The organism is Pseudomonas cavernicola (genome assembly GCF_003596405.1).
In the GTDB taxonomy this organism is placed as follows: Bacteria; Pseudomonadota; Gammaproteobacteria; order Pseudomonadales; family Pseudomonadaceae; genus Aquipseudomonas; species Aquipseudomonas cavernicola.
On the sequence record NZ_QYUR01000002.1, the window covers coordinates 1,294,091 to 1,310,619 of the forward strand.

Genomic DNA, 16,529 nt, shown 5'->3' on the forward strand with positions numbered 1-16,529 from the left:
AAACCCCTGCGACAAGTTGGGTTGTTTCGGCCTGGCGGGCTAACCGTTATACTGGCGCCCGCTCGCGAAACCGTGGCCGCGGGCGTACTAGCCACGATGAGGGTGTAAGCGTGAACCTAATTAAGAAAATGCTAGCGGCCCATGCTGCCGTGTTGGCCCTGTGGGCGGTGAGCGCTCAGGCTGCGACTAACGACGACATCGCCGCGCGCCTGAAGCCGGTCGGTGAAGTGTGCGTGCAAGGCGAAGAGTGCAAAGGCATTGAAGCCGTTGCCGCAGCTGCCGGTGGCGGGGCGAAAACCCCGGATGACATCATTACCAAGCATTGTGGCGCTTGCCACACTGCGGGCGTGCTGGGCGCACCGAAAATTGGCGATGGCGCCGCCTGGAAGGCCCGTGCTGGTGAGCGTGGTGGCCTGGATGCGCTGCTTAAGAGCGCGATCGCCGGCCTTAACGCCATGCCACCGATGGGCACCTGCGCCGATTGCACCGATGCTGACCTGAAAGGTGCGATCGAGAAGATGTCTGGCTTGAAGTAAGCCGCATCCACTGCAGAAAAAGCCGCCTTCGGGCGGCTTTTTCGTTTGCCTGCGGCTCGCGGCTGAACCTTGCGCCGCGCCACAGCGAGCTAGGCGCTCAGTCGAGAAAGCGCACCGTGCCGTTTTCCAGGGACTGGATGCGCGCCAGCGACTCGACCCAGTAACCTTGCTCGTCGAGTTCCTGGCGACCTTTCTGAAATGACTTCTCGATCACTACACCGATGCCGACGATGGTTGCACCGGCCTGCTTGATCAGGTCGATCAGGCCATGGGCCGCGCGACCGTTAGCCAGGAAGTCGTCGATCAGCAACACTCGATCGTTGGCCAGCAGGTGCTTGGCGGAAACGGCGATGGTGCTTTCGCTCTGCTTGGTGAAGGAGAACACCTTGGAGATCAGCAGGTTGTCGGTCAGCGTCAGGGACTGATACTTGCGGGCGAAGATCACCGGCACGCCAAGCTCCAGCCCGGCCATCACCGCTGGGGCGATACCCGAGGCTTCGATGGTGACGATTTTAGTGATGCCCTGATCGCGGAAAAGCTTGGCGAAGGCCTGGCCAATCTGCTGCATCAACAGCGGGTCGATCTGGTGGTTAAGGAAGGCATCGACCTTGAGCACCTGATCGGACAGCACGATGCCTTCTTCGATGATCTTCTTTTTTAGCGCTTCCACGTGAGCACTCCAATTTCAGTCTGTGTCTGGAGGCTAGCGCGCGGCGTTAGTCTCCGTTGGGCTCATTTCGGCGAATAACCGCCGTTTTAACCTATTTCTTCATCATCGCCCGGATGTCTGCCAAGGCCGCGTTACCGCGTACGGCTTTGACTTCTACCGGGGTGTCTTCCAGGCCTTCCCACTGCAAATCTTCCGCAGGCAGCTCATCGAGGAAGCGGCTTGGCGCGCAGTCGATGATCTCGCCGTATTGTTTGCGTTTGGCGGCAAAGGTGAAGGCCAGGGTTTGTCGGGCGCGGGTGATGCCGACGTAGGCCAGGCGGCGCTCTTCCTCGATGGTGTCGGCTTCGATGCTGGAGCGGTGGGGGAGGATTTCCTCTTCCATGCCGATGATGAACACGTAGGGAAACTCCAGGCCCTTGGAGGCATGCAAGGTCAGCATCTGCACGCCCTCGGCGCCGTCTTCCTCTTCCTGCTGGCGTTCGAGCATGTCGCGCAGGACCAGCTTGCCGATGGCCTCCTCGATGGTCATGTCACCGTCTTCGTCGCGCTCCAGGGTGTTTTTCAGCGCTTCGATGAGGAACCAGACATTGCCCATCCGCGCCTCGGCTACCTTGTCGCTGGAGGCGTTCTGCCGCAGCCAATTCTCGTAGTCGATGTCCATCACCATGCTTCGTAGCGCGGCGATCGGATCGTTTTGCGCGCACTGCTGGCGCACCCCGTCCATCCAGCGCTTGAAGCGCTGCAGGCGCTCGGTGAAACGGCTGTCGAGGTGCTCGCCAAGGCCCATCTCATCGGCGGCGTTGTACATCGAGGTCTTGCGTTCGGTGGCGTAGTTGCCGAGTTTTTCCAGGGTGGTCGAGCCGATCTCGCGGCGCGGTACGTTGATCACCCGCAGAAAGGCGTTGTCGTCATCCGGGTTTACCAGCAGGCGGAAATAGGCCATCAAGTCCTTCACTTCCTGTCGGCCGAAGAAGCTGGTGCCGCCGGACAGGCGATAGGGAATCTGATGGTGCTGCAACTTCAGCTCCATCAGCTTGGCCTGATAGTTACCGCGGTAGAGGATCGCAAAATCGCTGTAGGGGCGGTCGGTGCGCAGGTGCAGGCTGAGGATTTCCATGGCCACGCGCTCGCACTCGGCGTCTTCGTTGCGGCAGCGGATCACGCGGATTTCGTCGCCGTGGCCCATCTCGCTCCACAGCTGTTTCTCGAAGGCGTGCGGGTTGTTGGCGATCAGCACGTTGGCGCACTTGAGGATGCGGCTGGTCGAGCGGTAGTTCTGCTCGAGCATTACCACCTTCAGCGAGGGGTAGTCCTCCTTCAGCAGCATCAGATTTTCCGGGCGCGCGCCGCGCCAGGCGTAGATCGACTGGTCATCGTCGCCGACTACGGTGAACTGGTTGCGCTGGCCGACCAGCATCTTCACCAGCAGGTATTGGCTGGCGTTGGTGTCCTGATATTCGTCGACCAGCAGGTAGCGCACCTTGTTCTGCCACTTCTCGAGGATGTCGGCATGCTCCTGAAACAGCTTTACCGGCAGCAGGATCAGGTCATCGAAATCCACTGCGTTGTAGGCCCGCAGGGTGCGCTGGTAGTGCAGGTAGACGATGGCAGCGGTCTGTTCCTTGGGGTTGCGGGCATTTTCCAGGGCTTGCGGCGGCAGAATCAGATCGTTCTTCCAGGCGCCGATCATGTTCTTGATCTCGTCGACACCGTCGTCGCCGGCGTACTCCTTCTGCATGATGTCGGTCATCAAGGCTTTCACGTCGGTCTCGTCGAAAATCGAGAAACCGGGCTTGAAGCCCAGGCGTGAGTGCTCCTTGCGGATGATGTTCAGGCCCAGGTTGTGGAAGGTCGAAACCGTCAGGCCGCGGCCTTCGGCGCCTTTGAGCAGGGTACCGACGCGCTCTTTCATCTCGCGCGCGGCCTTGTTGGTGAAGGTCATCGCAACGATGTGTTGGGCGCGGATACCGCACTGCTGCACCAGATGGGCGATCTTGCGGGTGATTACGCTGGTCTTGCCGGAGCCGGCGCCAGCGAGCACCAAAAGTGGGCCGCCGACGTAGTTCACGGCTTCTTGCTGCCGGGGATTGAGTCGGGACATTGTCGGCTATCGAAGGGAATGGGCGCGCATTTTAGCAGGCCTGACCGGTTATGCCGTAACCGTCTGGAACACTGTGATGCGGCGCGTACTGGCAACGCGCCAGCCTTGGTTATTTCGCTCAATGCAGTACGCTGGTGCCGCTTATCGCTGTCAGCCGACCTTGACACTAGCCCGCAGGATGCACGAGAACAGCTCACAGGATGTGCGCGAAAAGACGCCGATAACGGCGCGCAATGGCGAAATAGCTGCCAAAGATCTTTTGCCCTGGGGAGGTTGTTTGTCCGCGCTTGTCGAACCCTTACGTATAGTCCTACTGGCCGAGGTGCCTGAATGGGCGGTTTTACTGCGTGAGCATCTGGCCGCGTTGGGCAACCTTTCCCCGCTGATTACCGCGCCGTCCTGGGAGGCCGCCAGTGGCCTGTTCGATGAGGACGGCAACGGTTTGCTGTTAACCACGCAGGCTTTGCAGCCGGCCCCCGGGCGTTGCGCGCTGCCGACAGTGCTGCTGCTGGAACAAGAGCCGGCCGAACCGCCGATCGGGGTTAGCGATTGGCTGGTGCGCGATAGCCTCAGCACCGATGTGTTGCGCCGCTGCCTGCGTTATGTACGTGAGCAGGGCACTCTGAAAGATACCTTGCAGCGTTTGGCCGAGCAGGACCCGCTGACCGGCATCGCCAACCGCCAGGGTTTCCAGGCATTACTTGCGGCGCGTCTGGCCGAGTTCCAGGGGCGTGGTCTGGCCCTCGGCCATCTCGATCTGGACAACTTCCGCCACGCCAACGATGCCCTCGGCCACCAAGCCGGCGATCGCTTGATTCTGCAGGTGGTCGCGCGGCTGAAGACGCAGCTGGAGGCCGGCGATCAGCTGGCGCGCCTGGGCAGTGACGAGTTCGCCCTGTTGCTGGATATCCGCCGTGACCCGGCGCGCGGCGAGCGGATTGCCGAGCGCGTCATCGAGGCGCTGTCCGAACCCTATTGGGTGGATGGCGAGAGCCTGCTGATCGGCTGCAGCCTGGGGCTGGCCCATGCTCGCGCCGAGGTGGGGGCCGATCCGTTGATGTGGTACGCGCATATTGCCATGCAGCAGGCCAAGAGTGCCCAGGGCTGCACCCTCCATGTCTATGACGAGCGGATCAACCGTAATGCGCGCAGCCTCGCCGACCTTGAGGCCGAGCTGCGTCGCGCCCTGCGCCGGGACGAGTTGGAGCTGCACTATCAACCGCGGCTGTGCCTGCACAGCGGGCAGATTCTCGGCCTGGAAGCGCTGGTGCGCTGGCGGCATGGCAAGCGTGGGCTACTAGCGCCGAATGAGTTCGTACCGTTGGCCGAAGAGAGCGGGCTGATCGTGCCGCTCGGCTATTGGGTGATTTCCCGTGCTCTGCGCGACATGCAGTGGCTGCGTGGACGCGGCCTGCCGGCGTTGCACATGGCGGTCAATCTATCGTTCCGCCAGTTTCAGGACAGCCAGTTGCTGCCGACCTTGAACCGATTGATCAGCGAGCGCGGGGTGGACGCTCAATGGCTCGAATTCGAGCTGACCGAGACCGCCGTGATGCGCCGCAGTGACCACGTGCAGCTGACCATGCAGGCGCTCGGGCGGCTCGGCGTGCGCTTCTCACTGGACGATTTCGGCACCGGGTTTTCCTCCTTCGTGCACCTCAACAGCTTGCCGATCACCCTGCTGAAGATCGACAAAAGTTTCGTCGGCGGCATGGATGAACGCCCGGAGAATCGCCAACTGGTTCGGGCGATGATCAACCTGGCGCATAACCTCGAACTGGAGGTGGTGGCCGAAGGGGTGGAAAACGCCGAGCAGCTGGCTCTGTTACGCCAGTTCGGTTGTGATCAAGTGCAGGGCTATCTGATCAGCAAACCCTTGCCGCTGGCCGAGTTGGCGCGTTTCCTGGTGTTTGGCAGCCGTCAGGCGCTGCTGGCCAAGTTGCCTTCGTAGGTGGGTTAGCCGCATCGCGGCGTAACCCACCCTACGTTAGGCACGGGCGTTCGAGCGGTAGCAGGCGGGAGGTTTTCCATTCGAAGCCCAAGGTCAGCCCCAGCGCCGCACAGGCCAGACCCAGGGCCAGCCCCCACCAGACCCCCGCGGCGCCCCAGCCGAGCTGGAAGGTCAGCCACCAGGCCGCCGGTGCGCCTACCAGCCAGTAGCAGGCCAGGCCGACCAGGAAAGTGGTCTTGGCATCTTTCAAACCCCGGATCGCCCCCATGGCAATGGTCTGGATGCCGTCGAACAGCTCAAACCAGGCGGCGATGGCCAGCAGGCTGACGGCCAGCGCGATCACCTCGGTGTAGGCCGGATCGTTGTGGTCGAGGAACAGTCCAACCACCTGGCCAGGCGCCAGCCAGAACAGCAGGGCGAAGCCGAGCATGCAAGCGGCACCCACGGCGATGCCGAGGCGTCCGGCACGCCGCGCATCCGCCAGGCGCCCGGCACCGAAATGTTGGCCGATGCGGAAGGTCACGGCGTAGGAAATGCCCACCGGCACCATAAATGCCACGTACACCGACTGCAGGGCGATCTGGTGCGCCGCCAACTGCGTGCTGCCCAGTGCGCCCATGCACAGCGCGGCGAAAGCGAACAAGCCAGATTCCACCGCGTAGGTCCCGCCAATCGGCAGGCCCAGGCGCAGCAGCTCGCCCAGCGCCGCCCGTGACGGGCGCAGCAGGCCACGCAGCAGCGGGTAGGCGGCATACGCCGGATTGCGGATCACATGCAGTGCGAGCAACAGCGCCATGGCATTCATCACCAGCGCGGTGACCAGGCCAATCCCGGCCAGGCCCAGGCGCGGCAGGCCGAACAGGCCGTGGATCAGCACATAGTTGAGGAGGAAGTTGGCCAGTGCCCCGCCGATGCTGATCGCCATCACCGGGCCGGCGCGGCCGATGGCGCTGGTGAAGCCGCGTAGCGCCATAAAGCTCATATAGCCGGGGAGGGCGAGTACCAGGGTGGAGAGAAAGCTGGTTGCCGCGACCACGCTGTCCGGCGCCTGGCCGAATTGCAACAGCAGTGGCCCGAGGTTCCACAGCAGCAGCCCGGCACCGAGCGCCAACCCCCAGCCGAGCCAGAGACCGCTCTGGGTCAGGCGCGCGGCGCCGGCGGCATCCCCGGCGCCATGGCGGATAGCGACGAGGTTGCCGACAGCGGCGATCACGCCGACGCAGAAGATCGAGACAAAGGAATAGCTGGCCGCGCCCAAACCACCCCCGGCCAGTGCTTCGGGGCCGAGCAGGCCCATCATTACGGTGTCTGTGAAGACCATCAAGACATGCGCCAGCTGCGCGGCAATCAGCGGTCCGGCAAGGCGCAAGATGGCCCAGAGTTCGTCACGGGTGGTGTGCGACATGATGAGTCAGGCTCAATAGGGTGACTTGTCGGGCTTTCCAGCGCCGACGGAGAGCCAGGCTGTGCGAAAACTACTGCACTCGATTATCCAGCGTTAAAAACCGGCTAAAAATGTTTATCTGCGACGCGTAAACTGCGCTTTTTCGCCTGTTTTGCCTTGTCTAACCTTCGCTCGCTACGTTTTCACACAGTCTGGAATGTCGCTATTCTCGGGAGTCGCCAAGCTTGGCACAAAGGGATAAAAACGATGCTAAACATGATTAAAACTCATAGGTAAGTGGCTATGTCGCAGCGTCTCCCCGGACTGTATGCCCTGCGTGCCTTCGAAGCTGCCGCTCGGCATGCCTCCTTCACTCGGGCGGCGGAGGAGCTAGCTATTACCCAGAGCGCGGTGAGCCGGCATATCCGCACCCTCGAGGAGCATTTCGCCTGTCGGCTGTTCCAGCGTCAGGGCCGCAACCTGCAATTGACCGAGGCGGCACGGCTGCTATTGCCGGGCGTACGCGAAGGCTTTGCGGCGTTGGAGCGAGCCTGCAATACCTTGCGCGCGGAGGACGACACGCTGCGGCTCAAGGCGCCCTCCACCCTGACCATGCGCTGGTTGCTGGCGCGGCTCAGCCGCTTCCGGCATTTGCAGGCTGACAATGAGGTGCAACTGACCAGCGCCTGGATGGATGTGGACAAAGTGGATTTTCTCAACGAGCCCTTTGACTGCGCCGTGCTGCTCGGCGACGGACACTTCCCGCCGGAATGGGAGAGCACGCTGTTGTTCCGCGAGTGGCTGATCCCGGTGGGCCCTCCGACCCTGGTCAAGGAGGGGCCGTGGGATGCCGCGCGCTTGGCCCGTGAAGAACTGCTGCACCCAACCCCGGATCGCCGCGATTGGCGGCAATGGTTGGAGCGGATGGGCTTGAGTACGCAGGTGTCGCTCAAGGGTGGGCAAGTGTTCGATACCCTGGAGCTGGGCATGGTCGCCGCTGCACGCGGTTACGGGGTGTCCATCGGTGATTTGGTCATGGTCGCCGAGGATGTCGAGCAAGGGCGGCTGGCCCTGCCGTGGCCGAGCGCGGTGGCCAGCGGTTGCAGCTATTACCTGGTCTGGCCCAAGGCGCGGCGCGGCCAGGAGCGCTTGCGCCGGCTCAGCGAATTTTTGCAGGCGGAGGTGCAGGCGATGGTTTTGCCGGATGTGGAGCGGCTGGAGTAAATTCGCGCAGATTCATAACGGCAGCAACGTCGCGCCGCTTCAGGACAAATTCGTCCGGTATTGCAGGGCCTCGGCCAGATGCGCGCGGCCGATAGCGTCGAGCTGTTCCAGATCGGCCAGGGTGCGGGCGACCTTGAGCACGCGATGAGCCGAGCGCAGGGACAGGCCCAGGCGTTCACAAGCGCTTTCCAGCCAAGTTTGGTCGCTGCTGACCAGCGCGCAATGTTGGCGCAGGCCGGGCAAATCGAGAAAGGCATTGGCGCAACCCTGGCGCTGTAGCTGCCGCTCACGTGCCTGGGCGACCAGGGCGGCGGCACTCGCGCTGTCGTCGCCGGCCGCGCTCGGTACATGCAGCGCAGTGGTTTCCCGCGCGACGGTCAGGTGCAGATCTATACGGTCGAGCAGCGGCCCGGAGAGCTTGGCGCGGTAGCGTTGGATCTGCTCGGAGCTGCAACGGCAACGGCCGCTCGGGTCGCCCAAATACCCGCACGGGCAGGGATTCATCGCCGCGACCAGTTGAAAGCGGGCGGGGAACCGCACCTTGTCCCGCGCCCGGGCAATGACGATCTGGCCGCTTTCCAGCGGTTCTCTTAAAACTTCCAGTACCTTGCGATCGAACTCCGGCAGCTCATCGAGAAATAACACCCCTTGGTGCGCCAGGGTGATTTCTCCCGGCTGCGGCCGACTGCCGCCACCGACGAGAGCCGGCCCTGAGGCGCTGTGGTGCGGGTTACGAAACGGCCGCTGTGGCCAGGCACTCAACGGCGCATGGCTGACCACCGACTGGATGGCGGCGACCTCCAGGGCTTCCTGCTCGCTCAGTGGTGGTAGCAACCCGGGTAAACGGCTGGCCAGCAGGGTTTTACCGGTGCCAGGCGGGCCGCTAAACAACAAGTTGTGCGAGCCTGCGGCGGCCACCAGCAGGGCGCGTTTGGCCGCGACCTGGCCCTGCACTTCAGCAAGGTCGGGGTAGGGCGCGGTTTGCCGCAGCAGGCCCAGAGCCTGGTAGGGCGCAATCGGGGTTTGGCCGTTGAAGTGCGCCGCCAGCTCCAGCAGGTGGTCGGCGGCGATCACCAGAAGGCCCGAGGCCAGGCAGGCTTCTTCTGCATTGGCGCGCGGCACCACCAAGGCGCGCCCGGCGGCACGGGCGGCGAGCGCGGCGGGCAGCACGCCCTGCACCGACCGCAAGGCGCCGGATAGCGCGAGTTCACCGAGACATTCGACTTCGAGCAGCGCGGCGCCTGGCAGCTGGCCGCTGGCGGCGAGAATGCCGAGTGCGATGGCCAGATCGAAGCGTCGGCCTACCGATTACAAGGACGGCATGGACATCTCCTTGAGCCCAATAAAATCAGGTGTTTCGACATATTCTGAGATGTCCATGGTCGGCGGAGCCTGCACATGGACAATTCTGCCCATTATGTCCATGCCGTAGTTCACGCGCTGAGAGTTCAACGCCCCGAATCTACATTCGGTGCCTCTTTCGGTATGCCAGGGTGGTCGCTCGCAGCTTAGGGTAACGAGCTCGGCGAGCCCTATTTAACGTCGACCTCAACCTTGGAGGGCGTCATTTTCAGCGCCGTGGAGTTCCATGCTGCAGCGAACTGGCGCGCATCGCGCATGAGGGTCATTTGATCATTCCGCTCACCGTAGCCAATAACATTGCCTTCAGCTACCTGGACCCAATATTCACGCGTGTCGCTGCCATCTATATCTAGGGGCGACGAAGCGAGGCGGTAATACAAGATTTTAGTGTCTTCCGGGCCGCTTTCAGCGCTTATTGGCTTGCCGATAAGGCCTGTTAGTTGTGTAAAGCTCATCCCCTTCTCTATTAGGGGGAAGTTAGTGTTGTACTAGCCGCGCAACCTGAAAGCATAAAACCAACCAATGCAAAACAACCCAATATTTTCATCACTCGATTCCAGCTCTTTTTAGTTGTACTTCTGGCGATATGAAGAAATCAAAATCCACTTAGCCTTTCTACTTCAGCCCATCCGACTGGGTCGGTAACACGGTACAGGACGAGGTTGACCTCAAGCAATACACCTCCAGCCAGTGAGTCGCGGCCAGTTGGCTAGGATAATTGAGCAACAAACAAGCCTATCCCTTTCTGGAGGTGGATTAGCTGTTTTTGCAGAAGCCGGATGGCAGCTTCTGGCCCGACTTTCGCCGGTCACGACCGGCAGAGATCGGCCAAAAGCAGACACTGGCCAGACACACAGTACTGTAGTAGCGTTGTGCCCATGCCTTCGTCGAATACCACGACAAACGACCGGCCTCATTCGTGACGTATAACACCCTTGTACCTCCACCGAACCGCTGTAATGTGCAGCCTCGACAGGGATAGACGAGAGAGTGAGGAATGTTATCCACCACGCCCGCAAAAGCGTTATCGCACCATTTGGTGTCTATTTATAGTTATACCCTTAATTACCCGGAGCCAAATGAAAGCATTTTATCTACTCTTGCCTCTGCTGTTAGCTGGCTGCGTATATTCATACCCAGAGGAAGCACATGATATTGGGGGAAAGCTTATCGATGAGCTGGTGGTATCGGGCCTCTGTGAAGAAAAAAAGGAATGTGCATACCTAAAGGTCGCAGGAAAGCCAGGCGACGCAATTATTAACATTTACGAAGCAAATAAAATCGACAATAATACCCTCTCAAAACTCATTAGTATTTGCTTAAATCAATATGGTCAATACGGAAAGAAAGTAGATATACAAATAAATGCATACAGAGAAACACATGAGCAAGCCAGATCTCTTTTTTCTCAGGCTAAGCCCTATATTCAAGTCAGACTAAGAGCAGATTAATGAGAGTTATCATCGAGCGCTCGACAACGAGTATAACTATGCGCTCAAGCCGTTCGCTTCGCTCACTGGGACCGCGTTCCGCGGCCCCTTAGCTTAATCGTTAGCGGTGTATATGAATTTCAAAGTATCCGAAAAATACAAACGCAGTGGCAAACGAAAAACTGTACTTGCTGCATTACTGGTGGCCGGACTCATTGCAGGATCTGCCTGGATGTTTATTGCCAGCGAAAGCCTTTACCATAAAATAATTTCGGCAATTACCGCCTTCCTACTCATAAAATATTTACCACACGCATACAAAAGCATAAGAACACATGACGCGTCTTACCCAGTGGTAGAAATAATTGAATCCGAAAACAAAATCGACATATCGCACAAAGGCGCCGTTGTAAGCATGCCGTTATCAGATATAGAAAGCCTAAGAATTCAGAATATTAAAGGAAGTGTTAAATCAATATTGCTCACTACCAAATCCTTCAGCAACTTACGTTTTGAAGGGTACGAAAATTTAGCTGAAATGGCTGAGCTACTTAAAAAGCACACCCCGGCGGGGAAAACAAAAATTGCAACGTGGTATCACCGCTAACAAACGGTATATGGACTCTCCCCGCAAGTAGTGAGCAAAGCTCTTCCAACCCTGTCGTCAGTGCGGTTGCATATTTAGTACAACGACATTGCGATATTCTCGTTATCCGTGGGCTCTTATGGAAAAGATCAAAAGCTTAATCGTGGAAAGACCTTATCTTGCTATCGGGGTTGCAGTTGCCCTTGGTATCGCTCTGTCTTATTTCTTCGGATTTTTTCAACGTGCTCTTCTTCCTATCGCTGAGTGGGCGCGCCTTAGCTTCATCGTTCCATCTTCAAGCCCAGTTCTTGCGGAAAATATCGTTAACTTCCTCTACCACCTAATTTCCTTTGGCTTGGCCTCGGTCTGCGTGCTGCTATTTCTGGCGAGGTTCCTTGGGGTTCGCGGCCTTTTCTACCTTGGCGTTGTGCTGACCGCCTCTCAGGTAATCTGCTTACGGTGGGTGTTTGAGGGGGTTGTATTTGGTTTCGATCCGACGCTCCTGCCAGTGCTGCCACTTATTCCAATCTCGGTTTTAGCTATGTGCACTTCTTTCGCGCTGGCATCGTTTCTCGTATTGCGGAAGCCCGCGCTATAAGCAGCAAACTCGAGAGGTGGGAATGCAGCATCAGAATCAACGATCAATGGCGAAGAAATTGAGCATGAGATCGAGCCGTTAGCGGCTCGTGGTTGACGCGGGGATATACGCCACGATCGCCTATGGGGTAAGGGGTCAAACACTCCCTAAAACGTCCAGAATTTACGTTTTTACGCAGCCTGGACCCTTTGCAGTCATTCACAAAAGTCGGTGGACAAGAAAAGCGTTGTCCACCCTACGATGTCTGACCCTCCGCGTAGGGTGGCCCAAGCGCTGTCGTTAGACAGCGCAGTCAGTCTGCAATTTAAATTGGCTCCATGTTTCCAGGGTGATCTTCCAGAATGATTGAATACTTTCAGGGCAGCTGCCTTTGCGGTGCCGTTAAATACGAAATCCGATCTCGCCCCAAAGCGCTGAGCCACTGCCATTGCAGCCACTGTCGTAAAGGCCATGGGGCCGCATTCGCCAGCTATGGCAGTGTGTTGCGTAATGACCTGCACTTGGTTCAGGGCGCGGATGACATCAAGTCCTACTCTTCCTCCGCATCAGTGCTTCGCCAGTTCTGCGCCCACTGTGGCTCGTCGCTGTTTTGGTCGAGAAGCCAAGGTGAATACTCCGACTGGATCTCGATAGCGCTCGGCACCCTGGACACTCCATTCACGTCGGAAAAGCAGAAGCACATCCAGGTGATATCCAAGGCACCATGGTATGAAATTCGGGATCCTTGGCCACAGTCCGGCTGACCGTGTAGGGTCGAGTTCTGCCGGTGGCGAGGGGCAGAAAGCGACCAGGAACGGGCATGAAACTTCGAAGCTGAAACGCTTCAGCCTATCGGGGGAACTTTCAGATCCGGCCAGGTTGCGAGCCAGTTTTTTGAGCGAAGGCGGTTCAGATAGACCTGCCGTTTATCTGCCTGGAACTTCGCCGTAGGTCGGACGACAAGGTCAAAGAGATCGTCTAGGCCGAGTGGTGCCGCGACCTCGACCACACCCTCTACTCCAAGCCGTACAGCAACGGCGGTGGCCGTTTCCGGCCAATGGGTCATGGCATCGACCGCCGAGGAGTAGGGGGAATCATCATTGCGCAGGTGCATGCGCGCCTGGTTCTTTACGGACCAATCTATCGTTTGGTCCTTGCGCCGCAAGGCGGCTTCGATGTGGGTGTCCAGGTCCGGAGAGGTCCGCTCGCTGTCGAACCAGATGACATCGACATCCGGAGGCAGCGGTGAGGTGCTTCGCTGATGTAGGTGATCCCATATCGCGCTGCGCACGAAGCCCGCTGCAACCCAGCAATCGGGAAGCTCTAGCTCTTGCACCAGACGGAGTATCCGCCAACGTACCGGATCGGCAGCGATGATGGTCTGCACCTGCGAGAGCTGGATCATGGGCGCTGGCCTAGATGTTAAAAGTCGGAACGAGAGACTAACAATCCAGCTGCGTTAATGTCTGCTTTTGCCCCAGGCTGTGTGAAAACGTATTGAGTGCCAAGCGCTGATCAATAAATGATCAAACTTGGTGCTCTTCCGCGGATTCTATGCAGGCTAGCTCGGATAACTTCTGCAGATTTCGCGTAGCAACGCGAACCTCAGAATCGATCGGGAGTTTTCACACAGCCTGGCCCGTTAGCTGCCGGTCGTGAAGGACCGCTTTCGGCCCAAAAGCGGTCACTCGCACCCAAGTCTTCCAAATTCCATCTATCCGATTCGTTTCAAGGCGTGTGTTAGCCTGATCAGCTAAAGAACTGGCCCAGTCCAGATCAATCACCTACGGGGAGCTGTTTGATGCATTTCTTGGCACATGTAGCGGCGGAAATTAACAAAAAATCGAAAACATATGAAGTTGGCAACCTACAGAATCTTCGAAAAAAAATAAACAACCAATCGAGGCTTTCATCCCGTCAACTATTCGATCAAAGAACTGTATTTGAAGAGTGGGGATGGCATTATGGAGGCAGGAAGGAACTTCAGTTTAACATCGGTATTGAGGGGGACTTCCTTAGATACGGTGTCGCGTTTTCCCTTGAGTGCAGCCAGTCGCTTCCGAGTATAGAGGTGCTCATCCCCAAAATAGCGCTATTCAATGAGTACCTGAACGAATACTGCGAGAATTTTTCAGACTTACGAATGTGGCACTACGAAGGCGATGGCCGAAGCACTGAGTACATGCCCTCATCTATTCCTCAAGAACGAGTAAGAGAAGGTGTTTTTATATTTCTTGGAGGAAAGTTGGAGAAAAGCAAGATTGATTATGACCGGGTCTTGGAAACCCTTGATCGGCTGCTCCCAATCTATTTGTTTACAGAGGGTGGCCACCCCGATGTAGCTATCAAGGAGAAGCTTTTCGATTTTAGATTTAGCGCTGGCTGCACAAAAAAGCCATCGACAACCTCAGGACTGTTAATTCAAAGAGAATTGGATATTCGACTGAAACATAACGATTATCAGAGCAATCTCTATAGCGAACTTTCAAATGTATACGGAAAGGAAAACGTCGGCACCGAAATATATGCAAACAGGCTGAGCATAGACTTGGTAGTCAAACAAGGAGAGAACTATTGGTTTTATGAAATAAAAACGGCATCCACTGCGAGAGCTTGCATTCGACAGGCACTGGGTCAAATACTGGAGTATTCATACTGGCCTGGCCATCAGCGTGCCGCGAAATTAATTATCGTAGGCTCAGCCGTGGCAACGGCAGAAGAAATTAGATACATCGAGTATTTGCGCGACACATTTGGTCTACCACTCGAATACCAAGCGATCGATCATTAATCGTCAAAATCAATGAAAATGCTCTAATTTTTCAATCGAGAATGAACGCTTTGGATCGATAGTTGCCCTTCATGAACGGCAACTATCGGCCAGAAGCAGCCGGTGACGAAGTGATGTACAAATTAGCAGCTATGCTTAGCTCTAATATCGAAACTAATACAACAGATGGGCAAACATGGCTACCCGCCGGTTAACCGGGTGAGGTCTATAAAGAAATTTTCGAGCTAGCCGAGAGCTTCGAAAAATACCAAGCAGCCTGAAGCCCGTGGTGGCGTTCGCTTTTAATGGCAACGCCACCGCTGATGACTACAATCAAGAGAGGCAACCTTTTATGAATACAGAACTTGTCATAAATCTCTGGGCCATATTCGACGGTTCGACAGGTTTCGTCTATGGGTTGGCCGGAAAGGCGTATAATGTACCTGGGACTGAGCGACAAAAGCTTGATCTTCTAAAAGCCTTATCTGCTACAGATCATGTCACCGCTAAGCGATACAAAGTACCTGAGCGGTTTTCTGTCAGTTTTACAGACGGAAGTTCAGAGTCAGGTATTACTTATCTAAATTCGGTTTACACACCCTATGCACAGCTTTTTGAAGATGTCTTTAAGAGCATCGAGCAAGAGCTACCTCCCATCTTTAATTTATCCAGTGAGGACTGCGGGCTAATCCATCAAGCTATCCCCCAAGACCCTCTCTGCGTAACGACTGTCCTCTACGAGGATGAAGTGGGGAACATTCGCCCAATTATTACTGATGAAGACAGGGAGTGGGTTAGATTGCAGGAGGAACTCGCGCACGGCTCTGACAACGCATGTAGCGAAGAATCGGAAAGCCTATAGCGCAGGCGATATGGCTGCTTCAGGCCGTAGCTGCCTGTCACGATGGGCTGCTTACGGCCCAGGCTGTGTAAAAACGCAGGCACTGTTTTGAAGTCTGCGCTTCTACGTGAAATCTGCCAGCGTATGGTTAATCAGCAGATCTGAAATTTTCATAGAAGCGCGATTTTCGTTCTGATTCAGGCTGCCAAACTTGCTCGAAAACGTTTTTACACAGCCTCGGCCAGAAGCGGACAGCGGACAGTGGACAGAGACACGGTAAAATGACTAGTTTCCGCTGCGCTCCATTCGCGCAGCTTATGGGTGGCGGATGCTGACACATAGTGCAAAGTGCCTAGGAAGGACTACTCTTGTGCTCTCATCGACTGCAACCGGAGCGTCGCTATGAATATCACTAAGTTCGGGCCGCCAGAGTTTCATGGAATCGACCTTGACTGCGATGTCTACTTCACCCTCAACAAGCCGGAAGTGGATACACTGAGCAACCCTGTCACTCAGGCTGCGATCGTGGCAGAGCTGGCTCCCGGCGCGCCGCCATTTGGAGCCATCGCGGCGGCACTGATTCTGAACTACATCAATCTGATGAAGGAGCGTGCTGGTCCCAACGGTGTTTCGGTAAAGTCCACGATCCGACAAGGCGCCGGCGCGCTTATGCAGATGAAGGAGTTCATCGCCGAGCCGATCTGAGGGGCTAGTTAGTGGCAATACGCGTTCAGGATGGCCTTCACCAGGACGGAACGGACGATGTCGTCTTTGGTGAACTCGCCCCCCGGGCCTGGTCCGAGTGGCTCAAAGCCAAAAAGGGACACCCATTAGCCGGTCGCGGCAGGCCGGAGTCGGCCAAAAGCAGACACTGGCCAGACATACAGCGCTGTAGTAGCGTTGTGCCCACATCTTCGTCGAATACCACGACAAACGACCGGCCTCATGCGTGACGTATAACACCCGTGTACCTCCACCGAACCGCTGTAATGTGCAGCCTAGACAGGGATAGACGAGAGAGTGAGGAATGTTATCCACCACGCCCGCAAAAGCGTTATCGCACCATTTGGTGTCTATTTATAGTTAAGCACCACCAC

The 16,529-nt window shown here is 57.3% G+C and carries 15 protein-coding genes and 1 pseudogene; 10 read left to right on the forward strand and 6 right to left on the reverse strand.

Going from position 1 to position 16,529, the window contains the following annotated elements; all coding sequences use genetic code 11:
• Positions 1-110 precede the first annotated feature (110 nt).
• On the forward strand, positions 111-536 hold the full coding sequence (locus D3879_RS06360) for a c-type cytochrome (protein ID WP_119953221.1): 426 nt from the start codon (positions 111-113) through the stop codon (positions 534-536).
• A gap of 97 nt (positions 537-633) precedes the next feature.
• On the opposite strand, the gene D3879_RS06365 is transcribed toward D3879_RS06360, so the two are convergent.
• Both D3879_RS06365 and rep read right to left on the reverse strand, forming a co-directional pair.
• Positions 634-1,206, reverse strand: coding sequence for a xanthine phosphoribosyltransferase (locus D3879_RS06365; RefSeq protein ID WP_119953222.1), 573 nt, complete (start codon positions 1,204-1,206; stop codon positions 634-636).
• A 91-nt stretch (positions 1,207-1,297) separates the two neighbouring features.
• Positions 1,298-3,307, reverse strand: coding sequence for a DNA helicase Rep (gene rep, locus D3879_RS06370; RefSeq protein ID WP_119953223.1), 2,010 nt, complete (start codon positions 3,305-3,307; stop codon positions 1,298-1,300).
• 277 nt (positions 3,308-3,584) lie between these two features.
• Here rep and D3879_RS06375 point away from each other — a divergent pair, with 277 nt between their 5' ends.
• Entirely contained in the window at positions 3,585-5,258 is a 1,674-nt protein-coding gene (locus D3879_RS06375; RefSeq protein ID WP_119953224.1) for a putative bifunctional diguanylate cyclase/phosphodiesterase, read from the forward strand.
• 31 nt (positions 5,259-5,289) lie between these two features.
• On the opposite strand, the gene D3879_RS06380 is transcribed toward D3879_RS06375, so the two are convergent.
• On the reverse strand, positions 5,290-6,663 hold the full coding sequence (locus tag D3879_RS06380) for a NorM family multidrug efflux MATE transporter (RefSeq protein WP_119953225.1): 1,374 nt from the start codon (positions 6,661-6,663) through the stop codon (positions 5,290-5,292).
• 282 nt (positions 6,664-6,945) lie between these two features.
• On the opposite strand from D3879_RS06380, the gene D3879_RS06385 reads away from it, so the two are divergent.
• Positions 6,946-7,866, forward strand: coding sequence for a LysR substrate-binding domain-containing protein (locus D3879_RS06385; RefSeq protein WP_119953226.1), 921 nt, complete (start codon positions 6,946-6,948; stop codon positions 7,864-7,866).
• A gap of 39 nt (positions 7,867-7,905) precedes the next feature.
• Here D3879_RS06385 and D3879_RS06390 read toward each other — a convergent pair.
• Positions 7,906-9,168 (reverse strand): annotated as a pseudogene (locus D3879_RS06390) (YifB family Mg chelatase-like AAA ATPase); the annotation flags it as partial.
• 230 nt (positions 9,169-9,398) lie between these two features.
• Complete coding sequence (locus tag D3879_RS06395; RefSeq protein ID WP_119953228.1) at positions 9,399-9,683, reverse strand: hypothetical protein; 285 nt, start codon at positions 9,681-9,683, stop codon at positions 9,399-9,401.
• A gap of 624 nt (positions 9,684-10,307) precedes the next feature.
• Between D3879_RS06395 and D3879_RS26240 the strand changes: the two genes are divergently transcribed.
• From D3879_RS26240 to D3879_RS06405, 4 genes are all read left to right on the forward strand, one after another.
• On the forward strand, positions 10,308-10,679 hold the full coding sequence (locus tag D3879_RS26240; RefSeq protein ID WP_147411098.1) for a hypothetical protein: 372 nt from the start codon (positions 10,308-10,310) through the stop codon (positions 10,677-10,679).
• A gap of 112 nt (positions 10,680-10,791) precedes the next feature.
• Entirely contained in the window at positions 10,792-11,265 is a 474-nt protein-coding gene (locus tag D3879_RS26245) for a hypothetical protein (RefSeq protein ID WP_147411100.1), read from the forward strand.
• Between the two features lie 118 nt (positions 11,266-11,383).
• A complete protein-coding gene (locus tag D3879_RS06400; protein ID WP_119953229.1) occupies positions 11,384-11,842 on the forward strand; it encodes a hypothetical protein in 459 nt (152 codons plus the stop codon).
• Between the two features lie 341 nt (positions 11,843-12,183).
• Positions 12,184-12,585, forward strand: coding sequence for a GFA family protein (locus tag D3879_RS06405; protein WP_119953230.1), 402 nt, complete (start codon positions 12,184-12,186; stop codon positions 12,583-12,585).
• A gap of 80 nt (positions 12,586-12,665) precedes the next feature.
• Here the strand turns inward: D3879_RS06405 and D3879_RS06410 are convergent, their stop codons facing one another.
• Positions 12,666-13,226 (reverse strand): nucleotidyltransferase family protein, encoded by a 561-nt coding sequence (locus D3879_RS06410; protein ID WP_119953231.1) that lies wholly within the window; start codon positions 13,224-13,226, stop codon positions 12,666-12,668.
• A gap of 396 nt (positions 13,227-13,622) precedes the next feature.
• On the opposite strand from D3879_RS06410, the gene D3879_RS06415 reads away from it, so the two are divergent.
• The 3 genes from D3879_RS06415 (at position 13,623) to D3879_RS06425 (ending at position 16,137) form a co-directional block, all read left to right on the forward strand.
• Positions 13,623-14,612: a hypothetical protein gene (locus D3879_RS06415; protein ID WP_119953232.1), complete on the forward strand. Its 990-nt coding sequence runs from the start codon at positions 13,623-13,625 to the stop codon at positions 14,610-14,612.
• Positions 14,613-14,943: 331 nt separating this feature from the next.
• Positions 14,944-15,453 (forward strand): hypothetical protein, encoded by a 510-nt coding sequence (locus tag D3879_RS06420; RefSeq protein WP_147411102.1) that lies wholly within the window; start codon positions 14,944-14,946, stop codon positions 15,451-15,453.
• Positions 15,454-15,834: 381 nt separating this feature from the next.
• Entirely contained in the window at positions 15,835-16,137 is a 303-nt protein-coding gene (locus D3879_RS06425) for a hypothetical protein (RefSeq protein ID WP_119953234.1), read from the forward strand.
• Positions 16,138-16,529 lie beyond the last annotated feature (392 nt).

Excerpts from the sequence above, each read along its gene's own strand:
- D3879_RS06380 (WP_119953225.1), bottom strand. The coding sequence starts at position 6,663 with ATGTCGCACACCACCCGTGACGAACTCTGGGCCATCTTGCGCCTTGCC.
- D3879_RS06400 (WP_119953229.1), top strand. The coding sequence starts at position 11,384 with ATGGAAAAGATCAAAAGCTTAATCGTGGAAAGACCTTATCTTGCTATC.
- D3879_RS26245 (WP_147411100.1), top strand. The coding sequence starts at position 10,792 with ATGAATTTCAAAGTATCCGAAAAATACAAACGCAGTGGCAAACGAAAA.
- D3879_RS06420 (WP_147411102.1), top strand. The coding sequence starts at position 14,944 with ATGAATACAGAACTTGTCATAAATCTCTGGGCCATATTCGACGGTTCG.
- rep (WP_119953223.1), bottom strand. The coding sequence starts at position 3,307 with ATGTCCCGACTCAATCCCCGGCAGCAAGAAGCCGTGAACTACGTCGGC.
- D3879_RS06415 (WP_119953232.1), top strand. The coding sequence starts at position 13,623 with ATGCATTTCTTGGCACATGTAGCGGCGGAAATTAACAAAAAATCGAAA.
- D3879_RS06385 (WP_119953226.1), top strand. The coding sequence starts at position 6,946 with ATGTCGCAGCGTCTCCCCGGACTGTATGCCCTGCGTGCCTTCGAAGCT.
- D3879_RS06395 (WP_119953228.1), bottom strand. The coding sequence starts at position 9,683 with ATGAGCTTTACACAACTAACAGGCCTTATCGGCAAGCCAATAAGCGCT.
- D3879_RS06425 (WP_119953234.1), top strand. The coding sequence starts at position 15,835 with ATGAATATCACTAAGTTCGGGCCGCCAGAGTTTCATGGAATCGACCTT.
- D3879_RS06410 (WP_119953231.1), bottom strand. The coding sequence starts at position 13,226 with ATGATCCAGCTCTCGCAGGTGCAGACCATCATCGCTGCCGATCCGGTA.
- D3879_RS06405 (WP_119953230.1), top strand. The coding sequence starts at position 12,184 with ATGATTGAATACTTTCAGGGCAGCTGCCTTTGCGGTGCCGTTAAATAC.
- D3879_RS26240 (WP_147411098.1), top strand. The coding sequence starts at position 10,308 with ATGAAAGCATTTTATCTACTCTTGCCTCTGCTGTTAGCTGGCTGCGTA.